We start from the raw sequence: 15,942 nt of genomic DNA, 5'->3' as shown, positions 1-15,942 counted from the left end.
GTGGTCAGTAGGCGCCGCGCGAAGCGACGACCGCTTTGGCCGTCCGCCAGAGGACCACGAGGTCACCCGTGATCGACCAGTTCTCCACGTAGTACAGATCGAGCCGCACCGAATCCTCCCACGACAGGTCGGACCGGCCGCTCACCTGCCACAGGCCGGTCATGCCGGGCTTGACGAGGAACCGACGGTGGACGTGTGTGTCGTAGCGGGCGACCTCGCGCGCCAGCGGCGGTCGGGGCCCGACCAGGGACATGCTGCCGGCCAACACGTTGAACAGCTGCGGCACCTCGTCCAGGCTGTAGCGGCGCATGAACCCGCCAACCCGGGTGACGCGGGGGTCGTTCCGCATCTTGAACAGGACGTCGTTCCCCTCGGCCCGGTCGAGTGCGCTGAGCTCCTGCAGCCGTTCCTCGGCGTCGACGACCATCGACCGGAACTTGATCATCCGGAAGGTGCTGCCGTTCAGGCCGACGCGCTCCTGCCGGAAGAAGACCGGACCGGTCGAGGTCGTCTTCACCAGCACGGCGAGCACGAGCAGCAGCGGCGACAGCACGACGACGAGCAGGGCGGCGCCGATCAGGTCGAAGGCGCGCTTCGTGTAGAGCTTGCGACCCGAGTACGTCGGCGTCTCGACGTGGATGAGCGGCAGGCCCTGCACCGGTCTGGTGTGGATGCGCGGGCCGCCGATGTCGGTCAGGCTCGGCGCGACGACCAGGTGCTGCCGCCCCGGCTCGAGCGACCAGCTGAGCTCGCGGACGCGCTCCGGCGGCAGGTCGTCGGAGCTCGTGATCACGACGGTGTCGGCGCCGGTCTCACGCAGCGCGGAGCCGACGTCGTCGAAGCCGCCGTGGCTCTGGATGCTCGAACCCGCCAGCAGGCCGCGGTGGTTCGTCGACACGACGGCGCCGACCACGCGGTAGCCGGCTTCGGGGGAACGCGCGAGCTCGCGCCCGATGTGCAGCACGCTGGCCGGGGAGCCGACGAGCAGTACCGTCGCCGAGTAGGCACCGTGTTGGCGCTGGGCGACCAGCCACTGCCGCCAGATCCACCGGGAGAGCAGCAGGACGAGGATCCCGATGGGGAACGCGATGAGCACGTACCCGCGGGCCAGGTCGACGTGCAGCAGGAACGCTGCGATCGCGAGCAGGCCGAACACCCGGACGCTGGAGTCAGCGACGAGCCGGTACTCGGTGCTGCCCACGCCGATGACGCGTGCGCCGCGGGTATCGTACAGGGCGAGCGCGCTCATCCACACGACGATCACGACGATGGAGATCGAGAAGTAGCTCAGCCGCAGGTCGGCGGTGTTCGTCGCCAGGTTCGACTTCAGCCCGAGCCAGGCGATCTGCACGCCGAACACGACCCAGATCAGGGCCAGCAGGTCGGTGAAGAGCACACGGCGCGAGTAGCTGCGGCTCCACTCGTCGGTTGCTCCGACCGCTCGCGGTGCGCGCAGTGCGTCCGCCGTCACGGTCGCCGTCCGGTCACCACGTCGCGCCACCGTCCGTCGAGACCCGGACCGTCTCGCCGTCCCACAGCCACACGTCCTGCCCGGCGCGGTCGATGGTCACGGTGTTGTCGGTGTCGGCTCCGTCGGCGCAGCCGATCGGTGTGGTGGACGACGAGGGAGTCACGTCGGAAGCGGACATGGTCTCGATCTGCACGCCGTCGCACGACGCTGCGCCGACACGGGCGAGCGTGTACTCCCCGCCGTCGACGCCGACCGAGCGCACGCCGCCCAGCGGCACGTCGACCCACGCTGCCTCGCCGGTCCGCCACTCGAGCTGGCCGTCGCAGATGACGACCGAGGTCTTGTCGCCCTGGAACGCGTCGATGGGGTCTGCGCAGGGCGCCTGGACGGTCCCGCTCGCGAGCACGACGCCGTCGGTGCTGATGCCGGCGCCGGCGGCGCCGGGCGCACCGGCTGCCCACGTCACACCGGCGTCGGTGCTGGTCCGCGCGGTCGCGGTGCAGTCGTCGCCGACGCCCGCCAGGATCGAGAGCTCCGCACTGGAGGCCCGGATCGCCATGAGCGATCCGACATCCGTCCCGAGTCCCACCTTGACCCACGTCGCCCCGCCGTCCACGGAGTGTTCCAGCACCGGCCGCGGGCCGCCGCACGATCCGCCGGACGCGCGCCATGCCTCCTGGCCGTCGACGGCTGCCAACAGGCGCCGGCCCTGTTGCTTGGTCCCTGCGGCGTCCGCGTCAGCGGTCGCGCTGGCCCGCGGGGACTCGCTCGCGTGCGGCATCCGTGTGAAGGTCGGGATCGGACCGGCGGGTCCGTTCTGTTCGGGCGCGGTGCGGCCCAGGGCGAGCGAGACGAGCACGACGTCGATGATGATCAGCGCCACCACCACGACGGCCACCACGATCAGGGTGGTCTTCGGCAGCGCACGACCGAGGCCCCGGGTCCCCCGGCGATTCTTCATCGTCCGCCGCTCCGCTCAGCGTCCGGCGCGGCGGAGCACGCCGAGCTTCTTGCTGGCACGCTTCGGCGGGTGCGTCGACGTGGTCACGGTGTTGTCGTCCTCGTCGTGGCCGTAGCTGTACCCGTAGCCGTACCGGCCGTGGCCGTAGGCGCCCGGGCCCTTCAGCGGCATCTTCGTCAGGACGAACCCGGAGATCGGTGCGCCGACGTTCGCGAGCGAAGCGACGGCAGCGGCGAGCTGGCCCTTCAGGGTCTGCCCGGAGGCGACGGCGATGATCGCACCGGACGCCTTCTTGGCCAGGATCGCGGCGTCGGTGACCGGCAGCAGCGGCGGGGCGTCGAACAGGACGTAGTCGAACTGCTGCTCGAGCAGGTCGATCAGGTCCTGCATCGCCCGCGAGCCGAGCAGCTCGGACGGGTTCGGCGGGATCTGGCCCGCGGGCAGGACGACGAGCTTGCCGCGGCCCCAGGGGTGGGCGACGTCCTCCAGGTCGGCGCGACCGATCAGCACGTCGGTCAGCCCGGCGTTGCTCTCGACGTCCATGTACTCGGCGACGCGGGGGCGGCGCAGGTCGGCGTCGATCAGGATGACGCGGAACCCGGCGCTGTCCAGGGCGATCGCCAGGTTCGCGACGGTGGTGCTCTTGCCCTCGGACTGCATCGACGACGTCATGACGAAGGTGCGGGCACCGGTGCCGATGTCCAGGAACTGCAGGTTCGTGCGGAGCGTGCGGAACGACTCGGCGCGGGGGCTGCGCGGATCGACCTGCACGATGAGCGGGCGTTCGGCCGCCTTGGCGTCGAAGGCGATCCCGCCGACGACCGGCTTGTCGCTGATCTTCTCGACGTCGAGTTCGGTGCGGATCCGGTTGTCCAGGGTCTCGCGCAGGACGGAGATGCCGATGCCCAGTGCGAGCCCGACGAGCAACCCGAGCGCGACGTTGACGGGCACGTTCGGGCTGACCGGCGTGCTCGGCACGTCGGCCTGCTTGACGCGGGTGAGCTTGACGGTGCTCTTGCCGCTCGCGTCGGTGGCCTCGATGTCCTGCACGACGTTGGTCAGGCTCTGCGAGGTCGCGTTCGCGATGTTCGCGGCCTGCACCGGGTCGGTGCCCTCGACCGAGATGGCGATGAGGGTCGTGCTCGTCGGCGCCGTCGCCGACACCATCGTCGCGAGCTGGTCGGCGTTCATGTCGAGCTTGAGCGACGAGATCACCGGCAGCAGCACGATCGGCGTCGACACCAGGTTGGAGTACGTCAGCACCCGCTGCTGGGTGAACGTGTTGCCCTGCGCCAGGTCACTGGCGCTGCCCGACGTCTCGGTGGAGACGAAGACCTGCGCCGATGCCGAGTAGACCGGCTTCTTCAGCAGGGAGAACCCTGCGGCTGCGGCCACTCCCACCAGGGCGAGTACGACGATCAGTACCCATCCCTTGCGGAGCACCGTGATGTAGTCGCGGAGTTCCACGCCTTTGCCTTCCCCGATCATGGCCGTCCCCGTGGTCCCGACACAGGCGCACCGGGGTACTCCCAGCACACGGCATACAAATAGTGCCACAGGAACGAGTCCTGCCCGGGGGAAGTCGCCATCCGGCGCGCGGTGTCCTCTACGGTGGCCCCATGCGTTCCGAGCCGGCCCAGACCGCGACCACGCCGAGCGTGCGGCGGCAGCGGGACCTCATCGTCATCCTCGTCGCGCTCGGCGTCGCCGTGATCCTGACCCGGATCGTCGGACAGGTCACCCGGACTGGGGGCATCCCGTCGCCGGTCCTGCAGGTGCTCGCCGCGGACGCCGCCGTGTGGGTGCCGCTCGTCATCGCCGCCGCCGTGGCGCTCCGTCGGACCCCGCGGCCGGCGATGCTGTCACGGCTGCGGCTCGACCTGGGGATCGTGGTCTTCGCGATCGGCATCGTGATCATCTGCCGCGTGGTGGACGTGTTCCTGTCCCTGTCGTTCACGGGGACGACCGGCCTGGTCCCCGCACCGAGCCTCGGCACGCCGGACGTCGGGCTGCTGCTCGTGTCGGCGATCGGCATCGTCGTCGTCAGCCCGGTGCTCGAGGAAGTGGTGTTCCGCGGGCTGTTCCAGCGCCGACTGGCCGCCGAGCTCACGCCCCGCACCCGGTTCCTCGCGGTGCTGGTCACGGCGCTCCTGTTCGCGCTGCTCCACCTGCTGCTCGGAGCCGGCGGCACGACGCTCGGCGGGTTCCAGGTGTTCGTGACGACGTTCCTGCTCGGCGTCCTCACCGGCACGCTCGTGGCGATGACCGACCGCATCGGCGGTGCGATCCTGGCGCACGTGCTCTTCAACGCGGTCGCGGTCGTCGCGACCTGGCCGCGCTGATCGGCCACGCTGGCGTCCCCAGAAGGGGTCAGCACCGGTCGTCGGCCGTCGCGGAGCACTAACCTGCACTGAGCATGACTCGCCCAACCAGCATCGTCGACAACCCCCTCGTCCGTCAGGCTCCGATCAGCGGCCTGCTGGCGCTGTCGGCGCTGCTCAGCATCGTGATGCCGTCGCTGCCGATCACGGCCCACCACCTGTTCGTGGCGAGTCTGGTGTGCACGGTGGTCGCGACCCTGATGAGCGCCGTCCCCGCGCTCGTGCACGGCGCCGCCTGGCTGGTGCCGGTCCTGCTCACCGTCGACTTCGTGACGATCGCGCTGCTGCGCACCGGGACGGGCTCCGGCTCGTCGCTGTTCACGGCGATCGTGGTGCTCCCCGTGGTCTGGTGGGCGTCGCTCGAGGGGCGTCGCACCGTGCTCTTCGCGATCGCGGGCATCGTGCTCGTGATCCTCGCGCCCTACGTCCTGACCCCGTCCGACGCGCCCGGCCCGAGTGAACTCGTCCGTCTGGGCATCCTCGTCGTCGTGTTCGGCACCGTCGCCGTCGTCGTGCACGAGCTCTCCCGCCGGGCCCGACGCAGTCTGCGGTCCGCCGAGGCACGCGAGGGCAAGGTCCGTGCCGAGATCGACCGGGCAGCCGCGGTGCAGCGTTCCCTGCTCCCGACGACGACGGGCCGCATCACCGAGGACGTCGTCGTCGCCGGTGCCTGCCTGCCCGCCCGGAGCGTCGGCGGGGACTTCTTCGACTGGTACCCGACCAACAGCGGCGTGGCGGTGAGTCTCGGCGACGTCATGGGCAAGGGCGTCGGTGCCGGCCTGATCGCCGCAGCGGTCCGGTCGACGCTCCGGAGCGCCCGGACGGTCGACGACCCGGCCGAGGCGCTGAAGCGGGCGTCCGACGGCCTGAGCGCCGAGGGCATCGGGCCCGACCTGGCCTTCACCACGCTGTTCCACGCCCGGATCTCCGACGACGGCACCCTCCGGTGGTCCGACGCCGGGCACGGGCTGAGCTTCGTGCTGCGGGCCGACGGGCACGTCGACCGACTCCGGTCCGGCGACATGCCGCTCGGGCTCGGCATCCGCGAGGAGTGGGTGACGGCTGAGAGCACCCTGGAGCCAGGCGACCTGCTCGTCTCGTTCAGCGACGGCGTGCTCGACCTGTACGAGGGGCTCGAGGAGACCATCGAGGCGGTGGCCGAGATCGCGCGCGCCGGACGTGACCCGCACGCGGTCGTGCTCGCCCTGTCGGCCCGCGCCGACGAGGTGCCGCACGACGACGACGTGACGGTGATCGCGATCCGTCGGCAGCCGGTCCAGGTGGACTCGGCACGACCGCTCGCGCTGCACGCCGACTGACGGCGGGACGCGTGAGGCGGGCCGCGGGCCGCGGGACGGGGTGGTACGCGCCGCCGCTCGAACCCGAATCGTGCGGCGACGCGTGCAGACGGTGCGTCTGCCCTCGGACGCCCTAGCGTCCTCGGTCTGTGGGGTGACCCGTCGGGCCACCGGGCGGGTCAGTGGACCAGGTCGAGCTCCCACACGGGCGGCACGTACGCGCGGGACCAGCCCTCGCGCAGGCGCGTCACGGCGCGGTCGAAGGCTTCGAGCAGGTCCATCTCCGGCCGCACCATGGACTGCAACTGCAGCTCCTCGGAGGTCGCGAGCAGCTGCTCCGAGCCGCGAGCCGGCTCCATCGTGCCCGGCTCGGGCGACGCCGCGATGTTCAGCGTCGCCGTCAGGAACCGCATGAGGGACGGGTCGGCCACGTTGGCGGTGACGATCGCGCGCAGGAACCGGACGGTGCCGTGCTGCTCGGCCAGGGGCATGAGCGGCACGGTGCGCTCCTCGTTCCACCGGTCGATCGTCGCGAGCAGCAGACCGTCCCAGCTCGGGAACGTGCGTGCCACGACATCGAGGTCCACCCCGGCTGCCGCTGCGACGACCTCGGGGGTCACCTCGTGCAGGGGGCGGGACCGCAGCGCCGTGATCATCCCGATGATGGCCTCGCCCCGCAGGGAGGGGTCGTCGGGGCTGGTCACCGGCGGCGGCTCGATGTGCATCCAGACACTGCACCAGCCCGTGGCCGCTGCGACCAGTCCCCCGAACGGGAACGTGCGTTCCCCGGACAGGGGCCGAACGCCCTGGTCTCGACGGGTCGCGTGGGTCATACTCGGCCCATGCAGTGGGGACGGATCGCACCGGTCGTGGCACTCGTCGTGGTGCTCGGCGGCACCCTGGCCGGCTGCGCCACCGAGACGAGCGGCGACGACGACGCCGGCCCCACGGGTCCGAGCACGCAGGCCGGGCCGCTGCAGTCCGGGTTCTGCGCCGACTACGTCCCGCTGAAGACCTCGGCCGAGCGCCGCGACGCCGCCGACCTGGTCGTCGACGCCGACGTCACCAAGACCGACCGGACCGTCGAGCTCCAGGGGATCTACGACGTGTACGAGGCGACGGTCACCGACGTCCCGAAAGGCGACGAGGACGCCTCGGGTCCGAAGCCGGGCGACACGATCCGGGTGATCAGCACCTCGGACCAGTGCGAGACGAGCGGCGAACCGGTCGAGTACCTCGAGGGCGACCCCCTCGCCGACGAGGGCACCTTCCGCCTGTACCTCTCCCCCGCCGACGACGGCGGGGACGCCGGGGACGACGCCGTCTGGCGACTCGTCGTCCCCGGCGCCGCCGAGCCGCAGCCCGCCGGCTGACACCGCATCCTGCAGCCTGACGCAGCAGCCGGCTGACACCGGGTCGGCTACGGCTGCTCCGTCACCGTCACGATCCGGTTCTGGTACGCCCACACCACGGCCTGCAACCGCGACCGCACCCCGAGCTTCGGCAGCATCCGCGCCAAGTGCGACTTGACGGTCGACACCTCGAGCACGAGCGACACCGCGATCTCCTCGTTCGACATCCCCTGTGCCAGCAGCAGCAGGACCTCGCGCTCGCGGGCGGTCAGCACGCCGTCGGCCCGGTCGCCGGACACCGGCTGCAGGCTCCGCCGTGACACGAACTCCCGCAGCACCCGCCGGGTCAGGGCCTGGTCGAGCGTGCCGTTGCCGGCGGCGACCTGCCGCACGGCGTCGACGATGGTGTCCGGCTCGGCATCCTTGAGCAGGAACCCCGAGGCACCGGCCTCGAGCGCCCCGAACACGTAGTCGTCCAGGTCGAACGTCGTCAGCATGAGCGCCGGGATCGCCGGATCGGCGTCCGGCGCGCAGAAGATCCGCGCGAGTTCGATGCCGTTCATCACCGGCATCCGGATGTCCAGGCAGGCGACGTCGGGTCGCGTCTCGCGCGCCAGCGCGAGCGCCTCGCCGCCGTCGGCGGCCACGCCGACCACCTCGATGTCCGGCTCCGCGCCGAGGAGCGCGGACACCCCGGCGCGGACCAGGGGCTGGTCGTCCGCGACCAGCACGCGGATCACGCGACCACCCCGGTGCCGTCGGCGGCCTGCGCGGGTGCGGCAGGTGCCTCCCGGCCGAGCGCCAGCTCCACCAGCCATCCGCCGGTCGCGGTCGGGCCGGTCTGGAGGCGCGCCCCGACCAGGTCCGCCCGCTCGCGCATCCCCCGCAGGCCGTTGCCGCCCGAGGGAGAGGTCCCCGCTGCCGGCACGGTGGCGGGTGCGTTCTCCACCCGGATCACCACCCGGGTCGCGTCGCGGTCGTCGATGGTGACGGTGCACGGGGCGGACGGGGCGTGCAGGGCGGCGTTGGCCAGTGCCTCCTGGACGGTGCGGTAGGCGGCGAGCTGCGCGAGCGGGCCGACGCCGTCAGCGAGCGGCCGGTCACCCGGCAGCACGTCGAGCCGGACGTCGCTGCGGAACCGGGCTCGTTCGGCCAGGTCGACGATCCCGGCGACCGTCTCGACCGCACGCTCGGCGGGGGCGTCGTCGCGGAGCAGGCCGACCAGGCGGCGGAGGTCCTCGAGCACGGCGGTGCTCTGCTCCCGCACCTGACGGGCACCCTCGTGGGCACGCTCCGGGTCCGCGTCGATCTGCCGGTCGATGACCGCTGCCATCAGTGCGATCCCGGACAGGTGATGCGCGGCGATGTCGTGGAGTTCACGGGCCATCGCGGCACGCTCACGGGACACGGCAGCGTCGACCAGGGCGTCCTGCTCACGGTCCACGGCGCTGGCCTCGGCCGTGCGGGCGACGCGGACCTCGCGGCGGGACTGCACGAGCAGGGTGACCAGCAGGGGCAGGCCGACCGCGCCGATCGCCTGCAGCACGCCCTGCCCGAGCGAGCCGGACACGGCGGTCGTGGCGTCACCGGCGGTCGTGGCGTCACCGGCGAGCGCGAGCACCACGTTGCCGGCTGCCACCAGGGCAGCAGCGACCACGAGTGTCGGCCAGAGGTGGGCCAGCGCCACGCGGAGTGCGGCGACGACGACGCCGACGAGCACCGGCAGGGCGGTCAGACCGAACAGGTCGGACGACTGCGGGGCGAGCGCGGCGACGAGCACCGGGAGTGCGGCGACCACGATCAGCGCGGTGCGGGGTGCCCGGCGGGCGGCGAGCAGGGCGGCGGACTGGGCCAGCAGGCCGAGGGCCAGGACGGTCCAAGCGGCGGAGAACACTGCGGGGACCCCCAGCGCCAGGGCGGGGCCGTCCGGTTCCAGGCTGTCCAGGGGCGGCAGGCCGAGCAGCAGCCCGAGGGCGACGACGGCCGTGCCGAGGGCGACGAGGACGTCGACGCGGCGGGCGAGCTGGGCGGGTCGAGGCGACTGCGTGGGCTGCGCTGACTGCGCGGGCTGGGCCGGCTGCGCGGCCGGCGGCGCGGGCTGGGCTGGCTGCGCGGCCGGCTCATCCGGTGCGCGCAGCGCGTCGTGCTCAGCGGGTGCCATCGTTGGATCCTACGAGGCGGGCGCGGGTGGGGACCGGTGCGTCGAGGGGCAGGGCGCGTCGGGCGGGGTCGTAGCCCAGGTGGCCACGGGTCGCGACGAGCAGCACCACGGCGGCGATCGTCGACGTGATCGTCAGGCCGATCATCAGCGTGCCGGCGGTCATGCTCGGGTACATCTCAGGGAACAGGGTCGAGATCGTGTTGTTCACACCGACGTGCAGCAGCAGGGCCAGGGGCAGGCTCTCGCGGGTCTTGTTGAACACCTGGATCATCACCACGTTGAAGGTGATGGTGAACAGGGCGAACACGACGGGCTCGCTCCAGTGCGCGTTCGGCCACCCGCCCCAGTCGCTGAGGTACAGCGGCATGTGCCAGAGCGCCCAGATCGGACCGAGGATCGCCGCCGCACCGAGGCCCCCGAAACGGTGCTGCAGGCGGGGCAGGGCGAAGTCGCGCCAGCCGGGCTCTTCGCTCAGACCGGTCGAGAACAGCTGGATGATCAGTCCGGGCACGAGCATGGCGAAGGCCAGGCCCGAGGGAGCCCGCACGTCACCACCGGCGAACGGCAGCGCGGACACGACGATCAGGGCCGGCACGACGACGAGCGCCAGTGCGTACCAGTACCAGGCGACCCGCCAGCGGAACAGTCGCCCCACCCAGCGGCGCAGGCCCGCGCGACCGTCGGCGACCGCCGTGACGATGAACGCGCTGCCCAACGGGCCGAGGAGCGCACCGGGCAGGACGCCCGTGAACTGACCGCTGCCCAGGACCTCGGGGAAGTGGACGTCCCACACCCCCATGCCGTGCGGGGACAGGATGTACGGCACCCACGCGAGCCAGCTCAGGCCGAGTGCCATGGTGAAGAAGGACACGAGCGGGTGCCGGGCGATGAGGCCGCGGACACCCCCTCGGTCGCGGGATGCGGTGCCGGCGGGAGGCCGGACTTGGGTGGTGTTCGTCATGCAGACGACGCTAGGAATCATCACGCCCGGGGACGACCGGCTTCGGGACGCACCTGCGGGAGTTCCATCGAAGGATGCAAGTGCCTTTCGCTCGGTTCGGCACTCCTGAACACGCCGTCGTCATCGCTCGACGCCGCCTTGCGCTCGAAACGCCGCCGAATCCGGAGGCGTGTCGAGCACTCGGCGGCGTCTGCGCACGACGACGGCGTCTTCCGAACCGACTCGGCCCGCAGGACCCCGACGTCTCGCAGGTCCGGTCAGGCAGCGCGCTGTGCGGCCACGTGGGCCAGGACGACGGGGTCCTCGCAGCCGCGGGCGAACCCCAGGATGCGCCGGTCGATGTCCCGCTGCAGCACCAGCACGCCGATTCGCTCGGCGATCGGCGCGAGCCACTTCGGCCGGCACGTGAAGTTGTAGCGCCAGACCGCGAGCGTGTGTCCGGGCTGCCCCTCGGCCGCCGTGAAGCGCCAGCCCCCGCCCATGCGCTCGAAGAACCACGAGCCCTTCGTCATCTTCATCCCCACGTTCGACGGCGGGTGGTACGAGACGTACTCGCTCTCCATCGCCAGCCCGAACCGCTGCACCGTGTACGTCCGGACGCCCTTCGCCGGCACGGTGGCCCCGTCCATCAGGTGCTGGCGGCGGATGAAGGGGTCCCAACGCTTCCGGATCGCCCCCTGTGTCTGCGAGACGGCGAAGGCCACGTCGGGCTCGACCGGGACGACGCAGCGGGACTCGACGACGGGCATGAGTCATCCTCGCACGTGGCGGTCGCGCGGGCCTCCCCCACGCGGCGGACGTCAGGCCCGGTGCCGACCGGCACCGGGCCTGACGTCCCGCGATCCCGCGGGCCTGCGGTCAGCGCACGCGCCGTCGACGCCGCAGCGCCACCATCGCGGTACCCGCACCGAACAGGAGCACCGCCGCGATGAGGCCCGGCAGGAGCGAGGCACCGGTGAACGCGAGGTCTCCGCTGCCCGTCCCGATGCCGTTCGTACCGCTCGTACCGGCCGGGCTCGTGCCGTCCGGCGTCAGGGCACCGGGAGCCGCTTCGTTGCCCGGGCCTCCGGCTGCGCTGCCGCCGCCCTGCCCGCCATTCCCGCCGTTCGCGGGCGGATCGACCTTTGCCGTGGTGACCACCGCTGCCGACACGTCGGCTGCCAACCCGGCGGGGTCGCTCAGGTGCAGCGCGGTGACGGTCCGGTCCCGCCCGCGGGTCCGCTGCTCGTTGAGCACGACCTTCCCCAGCCCGCCGGGCAGGGCGATCCGGGTGTTCGCCCGGATCGTGCCCGCCGGGATGGTGGTGCCCGCGATCTGCCCACCCGCGGTCGTCACGGTGGCACCGCCGTGGGTCACCCGGACACGGACGTCACGGAGCTCGCCGGCGATGCTCGTGCCCGGGTAGAGGACGACCCGTTCGAGTCGGACCTCGCCGCGGTCACTCGCCGACCGCACCGTGACCCCGTCGACACGCAGCTGTCCGGTGGCGCCGTCCCCGGCCTCGTCCGCCCGCTCGGTCACGGTGGTGCCGTCGGCGGCGGGCGCAGCGACGGGTTGCGCCGGGACGTCGCTCGGTCCGGATGCCCGGAGCGCGAAGGCGTGCCAGCGTGCGATGGCCGGGTCGTGCGGCTCCGGTGTCGGCGTGGTGCCGCCCCCTCCCGGGGTCGGGTCCGGGGCGGGCTGCGCCGCCGCCAACGTCACCTGGCCGAGCAGCACGTCGGGGTGCGTCCCGGTCAGGTCCTCGTAGCGGAGCGCCGTGAGCGTGACGGTCCCGTCCGGGTTCTCGGTCCGTTCGCCGATGTGGACGCGGACCCGTTCGGTCCCGTCCGGGGCGAGCCCCGTGTACAGGTCGGTGGCGGTGTTGATCCACACCCCGTTGACGAACACGGCGTTCGACTCGTCGTCGAAGGAGACCGTCATCGTGCCGGCCGCCGTCACCTCGGCGTGCAACCCGTTCACGCGGAGTGCCGGCCAGCGGTAGGCGGCGACGGGGTCGGTGGCCTCGTCCGGGATCTGCTCGAAGTGCCCGACCGAAATGGTCGCGGTGTCGCCGTCGTCCCCGATCGCCGCCGTGACGTCGGTTGCCCGGGCGGGGTAGCCGGCGGTCGCGTCGATGCGGGCGGCGGAACGGTGTTCCCCGGCACTGGTGATCCGCGGCTGCGGGGCGACCAGCGCCGTACCGTCCGTCCCCCGGACGCCCACCCCGAAGGCGGCGGTGACCCGAGCGTCCGTCGGGCTGCTCGCCCTCGCCGGGATCGTGACGGCGCCGAGCCGCACGTCGGGGTGCGCCCCCGTCAGGTCGCGGTAGTGCAGCGCGGTCAGGGTCGTGCTGCCGTCCGCGTGCACCGTGCGCTCCCCGAAGGCCACGCTGACCCGCTCCTTGCCGTCAGCGTCGACGCCGGTGTACAGGTCGGTGGCGGTGTTGATCCACACCCCGTTGACGAACACCGCGTTCGACTCGTTCGCGAAGTCCACGGTCATCGTCCCCTCCGGCGTGAGGTGGGCGTCGAGGCCGTACACGCGCAGCGCTGGCCAGCGGTACTCCGCGACCGGGTCCGAGGCCCGGTCGGGGATCTGCTCGAACGAGTCGAGGTGCACGTCCGAAGTACCGTCCGCCGCAGTCGAGACGGTGACCCCACGTGCGGTCGACGGGGAACCGTCGGCAGCGTCGACCCGGTCGGCGGTGCGCTTCGCGACGCCGGTCACCGTGGGCTGCCCGTCGATGAGCACGGTTCCGTCCGGGGCAGTCACCTGCACACCGCTGACGCTCCGGGTGGCCAGGGCGTCGCCGTGGGCCGGGGTCGGCTGCGGCGCGGGATCAGGCGTCGGAGCCGGGGTCGGGGTCGGCGTCGGCGTCGGCGTCGGGGTGGGTGCCGGCCAGCGGTCACCCGCCGCGCAGGAGACCGATCCGGCACGGACGCGCCAGATCTCGGAGGCACCGGCTTCGGCGTCGATGCGGAGCGCGACCGTCGTCGTGGTGCCGTCGGCGGCCGTCGTGGTGCTACCGACGACGACCTTGGTGGCGCCGTAACGGGACTCCGGCAGGTCGCGGCTCCACCCGGGCGTCGCGGTGGCCTCGGTGGTGACGTCGTCGCCGTCGATGGTCAGGCGGTCGAACGACACCGCGGGGGTGTCGCCGGGAGTGCACGCGACGCGGAGTCCGGTGAACACGACGGGGGGACGATCGCGCAGGGTGAACTCCCCGCTCGCGATCGTCGAGGTCGCCCCGTCCGGGCCGGCCTCCGAGCGCAGACCGCTCGTGCGGGTGGTGTTGAGCTTCAGGACGTCCTGCGTCGTGTCGACCCGGGCCACCGTCGGGTCGCCCGAGTCCCAGCGCACGGCCGGGGTCGGTGCGGTGAGCGTGCCACCGTCGATGTCGGTCAGTTCGACGCCCGACGCGGCGGCGAGGGTGGCGCCGTCGGCCGCGGTGTCCGCGCTGGCCGGCAGCGCGAGCATGGGCGCCACGAGGCCGATGCCGAGCAGTGCCGAGGCCGCGAGCGCGATGACGGAACTGGTGCGTGGACGATCGGTCATCGGCGGGCCTCCTCGGCGAACGCGGTGAAGAAGGCGCGGCCGGCGGGGACGCCGACCCCGGTCACGTCGTCCCAGCCGGGTGCGGACCGGAGTCCCTGCCGACCGGTGTCCCAGAGGAACAGGGTCTCGGGCCACAGCGCTCCGGCATCGGGCCCGCGCGGCGACCAGGTGGCAGCGGAAGCGGGGCGGACGTCGCGGACGGCGTCGGTCCCGAGCATCTCGTAGAGCATCGGCGTGACGAGCCCGATCCGGACCCCCGTGGCGGCCTTGGCCATGGCGACCATCGAGGCGACCATCGGGGTCGCCAGACTCGTGCCGCCGTGCGTGACGTAGCCGGTCACGCCCTTGTGTGGCCCGTACACGACGAAGCCGGTGTTGGGGTCGCCGATCGACGCGACGTCGGGGACGAGTCGCCCGGTCCCCGGTTCGTCGAGCAGCTGGCGCTGCCACGTCGGTCGGCCGTAGACGTCGGACTGGCCGCCGCCGGCGCCGTACGCGAAGCCCGGCGGGATGAGGGCACCGTTGCGCGCGAAGCGGGTCTCGGTCTCCCAACCAGCCTCGACCGCGACGGAACCGTCACGGGCGAGCCCGGTGCTGGTCGCTCCGACCGCGGTCACGTACGGGCTGGACGCCGGCGACGACACGTCGGGGCCGGAGTCGTGGTCACCGACGGCGCTGTTGTCGCCGTCGTTGCCAGAGGACGCGAACACCGAGATGCCCCGGGCCCCCGCCTCGACGAGCACCCGGTTCAGCAGCGTCCGGTCGTCCGCGGTGTCCAGGTCCTCGGTGGACCCGAACGACAGGCTGATGACGTCCGCACTGCCGTGTTCGACGACGTCGAGGATCCGCGAGAACAACGAGGTGGTGCTGCAGTCGTCGGCACCCCAGTACTCGATGTCGGCGTCGGGGGCCATCGCGTGCACCGCCTGCACGTCGAGGTGCTGCTCCTCTGTCCAGCTCTGCGGCCCGCCGCAGCGGGAGGTGTCCGGCGACGCCGGAGCGTGGTGCTGGTACTGCCCCGAGCGGAACGGCTGGGCGCCCGCCGCCCGGAAGTAGGTGTCCGTGTTCGCTTCGACGTCGGGGTCGTCGTAGGCGGCGACGATCGCTATGGTCGCGCCGCGTCCGGTGTACCCGGCCGGCACGTCGTGGACCTCGCGCAACTGGGCCGGCTGGTACCCGCACAGCGCGTTCGATCGGTGCGTGACCGGCACCGATGCGGGCCAGTCCGTCGTGAGGCGCTCGCCCCACCATGCGGCGCACTGTCCGTCGTCGGCCAGGACCGGCGGTCGCGGGACGGTCTCACCCGGTGCCGGGGTGGGTGCCGCCGCTGCTGCAGTGGTCGTCTCGGTCGGTCGGACGGCGTCAGAGTCAACGGCTCCGGACACGCCGACGACGGCGGTCAGCCCGCGTGGCACGGCGAGGGCGCGGACCGGTGCCACGGCGCTCTGTCCGGCGACGTCCCACCGCGCGAAGGAGGTGTGGAAGGCGTCCGCGATGCGCGCGGCCGTCCCGCGAACGGGCAGGGATGCGATCGAGCGCTCGACGGGGCCGACGTGGAGCCCGGCACCGCGCAACCAGGTCGCCACGGCCGGGGCGCGGTCGAGGTGCACGGGGTCGAGGAGGACGGTGAGGGACAACTCGTCGGCGGTCACCGGGTCGCCGCGCTCGGCGTGTGCGGTCCAGGCGGGGACGGAGTCCGCGAGCGGTCGGTCGGGCGAGGGCGGTGCGGGGCGCACGAGGAGCGTGCCGGGGATGATCACGGCGAGCGCGAGCGCACCGATGAGGAAGCGTGGACGCATGGGTTCCTGGTCTGCTGAGAGGCG

At 72.6% G+C, this 15,942-nt stretch carries 13 protein-coding genes; 3 read left to right on the top strand and 10 right to left on the bottom strand.

Annotated elements, in window-relative coordinates:
* Positions 1-4 precede the first annotated feature (4 nt).
* The 3 genes from QRN30_RS01025 to QRN30_RS01015 are packed head-to-tail and all read right to left on the bottom strand — an operon-like array spanning position 5 to position 3,899.
* A complete protein-coding gene (locus QRN30_RS01025; protein WP_430640316.1) occupies positions 5-1,501 on the bottom strand; it encodes a sugar transferase in 1,497 nt (498 codons plus the stop codon).
* Positions 1,485-2,432, bottom strand: coding sequence for a beta propeller repeat protein (locus tag QRN30_RS01020; protein ID WP_284760088.1), 948 nt, complete (start codon positions 2,430-2,432; stop codon positions 1,485-1,487). Before QRN30_RS01020 ends, QRN30_RS01025 begins: the two co-directional genes overlap by 17 nt.
* 15 nt (positions 2,433-2,447) lie before the next feature.
* Positions 2,448-3,899, bottom strand: a complete 1,452-nt coding sequence (locus QRN30_RS01015; RefSeq protein ID WP_056069424.1) for a tyrosine-protein kinase domain-containing protein — start codon at positions 3,897-3,899, stop codon at positions 2,448-2,450.
* 152 nt (positions 3,900-4,051) lie between these two features.
* Between QRN30_RS01015 and QRN30_RS01010 the strand changes: the two genes are divergently transcribed.
* Positions 4,052-4,774: a CPBP family intramembrane glutamic endopeptidase gene (locus QRN30_RS01010; protein WP_284760087.1), complete on the top strand. Its 723-nt coding sequence runs from the start codon at positions 4,052-4,054 to the stop codon at positions 4,772-4,774.
* Positions 4,775-4,848: 74 nt separating this feature from the next.
* A complete protein-coding gene (locus tag QRN30_RS01005) occupies positions 4,849-6,132 on the top strand; it encodes a PP2C family protein-serine/threonine phosphatase (protein ID WP_071250510.1) in 1,284 nt (427 codons plus the stop codon).
* 158 nt (positions 6,133-6,290) lie between these two features.
* On the opposite strand, the gene QRN30_RS01000 is transcribed toward QRN30_RS01005, so the two are convergent.
* Positions 6,291-6,836, bottom strand: a complete 546-nt coding sequence (locus QRN30_RS01000; protein WP_156155335.1) for a TetR/AcrR family transcriptional regulator — start codon at positions 6,834-6,836, stop codon at positions 6,291-6,293.
* Positions 6,837-6,953: 117 nt separating this feature from the next.
* On the opposite strand from QRN30_RS01000, the gene QRN30_RS00995 reads away from it, so the two are divergent.
* Positions 6,954-7,484 (top strand): hypothetical protein, encoded by a 531-nt coding sequence (locus tag QRN30_RS00995; RefSeq protein WP_042539126.1) that lies wholly within the window; start codon positions 6,954-6,956, stop codon positions 7,482-7,484.
* Positions 7,485-7,531: 47 nt separating this feature from the next.
* Here QRN30_RS00995 and QRN30_RS00990 read toward each other — a convergent pair whose 3' ends face one another.
* The 6 genes from QRN30_RS00990 to QRN30_RS00965 form a co-directional block, all read right to left on the bottom strand.
* Positions 7,532-8,203 carry a response regulator gene (locus tag QRN30_RS00990; protein WP_284760080.1) on the bottom strand — a complete coding sequence of 224 codons (672 nt, stop codon included), beginning with the start codon at positions 8,201-8,203 and terminating at the stop codon, positions 7,532-7,534.
* Complete coding sequence (locus tag QRN30_RS00985) at positions 8,200-9,624, bottom strand: sensor histidine kinase (RefSeq protein ID WP_284760078.1); 1,425 nt, start codon at positions 9,622-9,624, stop codon at positions 8,200-8,202. The genes QRN30_RS00990 and QRN30_RS00985 overlap by 4 nt, the downstream gene beginning before the upstream one ends.
* Positions 9,611-10,585, bottom strand: a complete 975-nt coding sequence (locus tag QRN30_RS00980) for a CPBP family intramembrane glutamic endopeptidase (RefSeq protein ID WP_284760076.1) — start codon at positions 10,583-10,585, stop codon at positions 9,611-9,613. The genes QRN30_RS00985 and QRN30_RS00980 overlap by 14 nt, the downstream gene beginning before the upstream one ends.
* Before the next feature lie 257 nt (positions 10,586-10,842).
* Positions 10,843-11,334, bottom strand: a complete 492-nt coding sequence (locus QRN30_RS00975; RefSeq protein ID WP_017886316.1) for an SRPBCC family protein — start codon at positions 11,332-11,334, stop codon at positions 10,843-10,845.
* A gap of 109 nt (positions 11,335-11,443) precedes the next feature.
* The gene (locus QRN30_RS00970; protein ID WP_284760074.1) at positions 11,444-14,119 is read right to left on the bottom strand and encodes a hypothetical protein; all 2,676 of its coding nucleotides are present in this window, start codon (positions 14,117-14,119) and stop codon (positions 11,444-11,446) included.
* Positions 14,116-15,918: a S53 family peptidase gene (locus QRN30_RS00965; RefSeq protein ID WP_017886317.1), complete on the bottom strand. Its 1,803-nt coding sequence runs from the start codon at positions 15,916-15,918 to the stop codon at positions 14,116-14,118. Before QRN30_RS00965 ends, QRN30_RS00970 begins: the two co-directional genes overlap by 4 nt.
* Positions 15,919-15,942 lie beyond the last annotated feature (24 nt).

Origin of the sequence: Curtobacterium sp. MEB011, from assembly GCF_030209655.1 — a bacterium.
Classification (GTDB): Bacteria; Actinomycetota; Actinomycetes; order Actinomycetales; family Microbacteriaceae; genus Curtobacterium; species Curtobacterium poinsettiae.
The sequence above is the reverse complement of the archived record's forward strand: the minus strand, read 5'-3'. Positions and strand labels throughout refer to the sequence as shown.

Bases quoted from the DNA above. Each gene is read 5' to 3' on its own strand.
- QRN30_RS00975 (WP_017886316.1), bottom strand. From the start codon at position 11,334: ATGCCCGTCGTCGAGTCCCGCTGCGTCGTCCCGGTCGAGCCCGACGTG.
- QRN30_RS00985 (WP_284760078.1), bottom strand. From the start codon at position 9,624: ATGGCACCCGCTGAGCACGACGCGCTGCGCGCACCGGATGAGCCGGCC.
- QRN30_RS01005 (WP_071250510.1), top strand. From the start codon at position 4,849: ATGACTCGCCCAACCAGCATCGTCGACAACCCCCTCGTCCGTCAGGCT.
- QRN30_RS00980 (WP_284760076.1), bottom strand. From the start codon at position 10,585: ATGACGAACACCACCCAAGTCCGGCCTCCCGCCGGCACCGCATCCCGC.
- QRN30_RS01020 (WP_284760088.1), bottom strand. From the start codon at position 2,432: ATGAAGAATCGCCGGGGGACCCGGGGCCTCGGTCGTGCGCTGCCGAAG.
- QRN30_RS00995 (WP_042539126.1), top strand. From the start codon at position 6,954: ATGCAGTGGGGACGGATCGCACCGGTCGTGGCACTCGTCGTGGTGCTC.
- QRN30_RS01010 (WP_284760087.1), top strand. From the start codon at position 4,052: ATGCGTTCCGAGCCGGCCCAGACCGCGACCACGCCGAGCGTGCGGCGG.
- QRN30_RS00965 (WP_017886317.1), bottom strand. From the start codon at position 15,918: ATGCGTCCACGCTTCCTCATCGGTGCGCTCGCGCTCGCCGTGATCATC.
- QRN30_RS01000 (WP_156155335.1), bottom strand. From the start codon at position 6,836: ATGCACATCGAGCCGCCGCCGGTGACCAGCCCCGACGACCCCTCCCTG.
- QRN30_RS00970 (WP_284760074.1), bottom strand. From the start codon at position 14,119: ATGACCGATCGTCCACGCACCAGTTCCGTCATCGCGCTCGCGGCCTCG.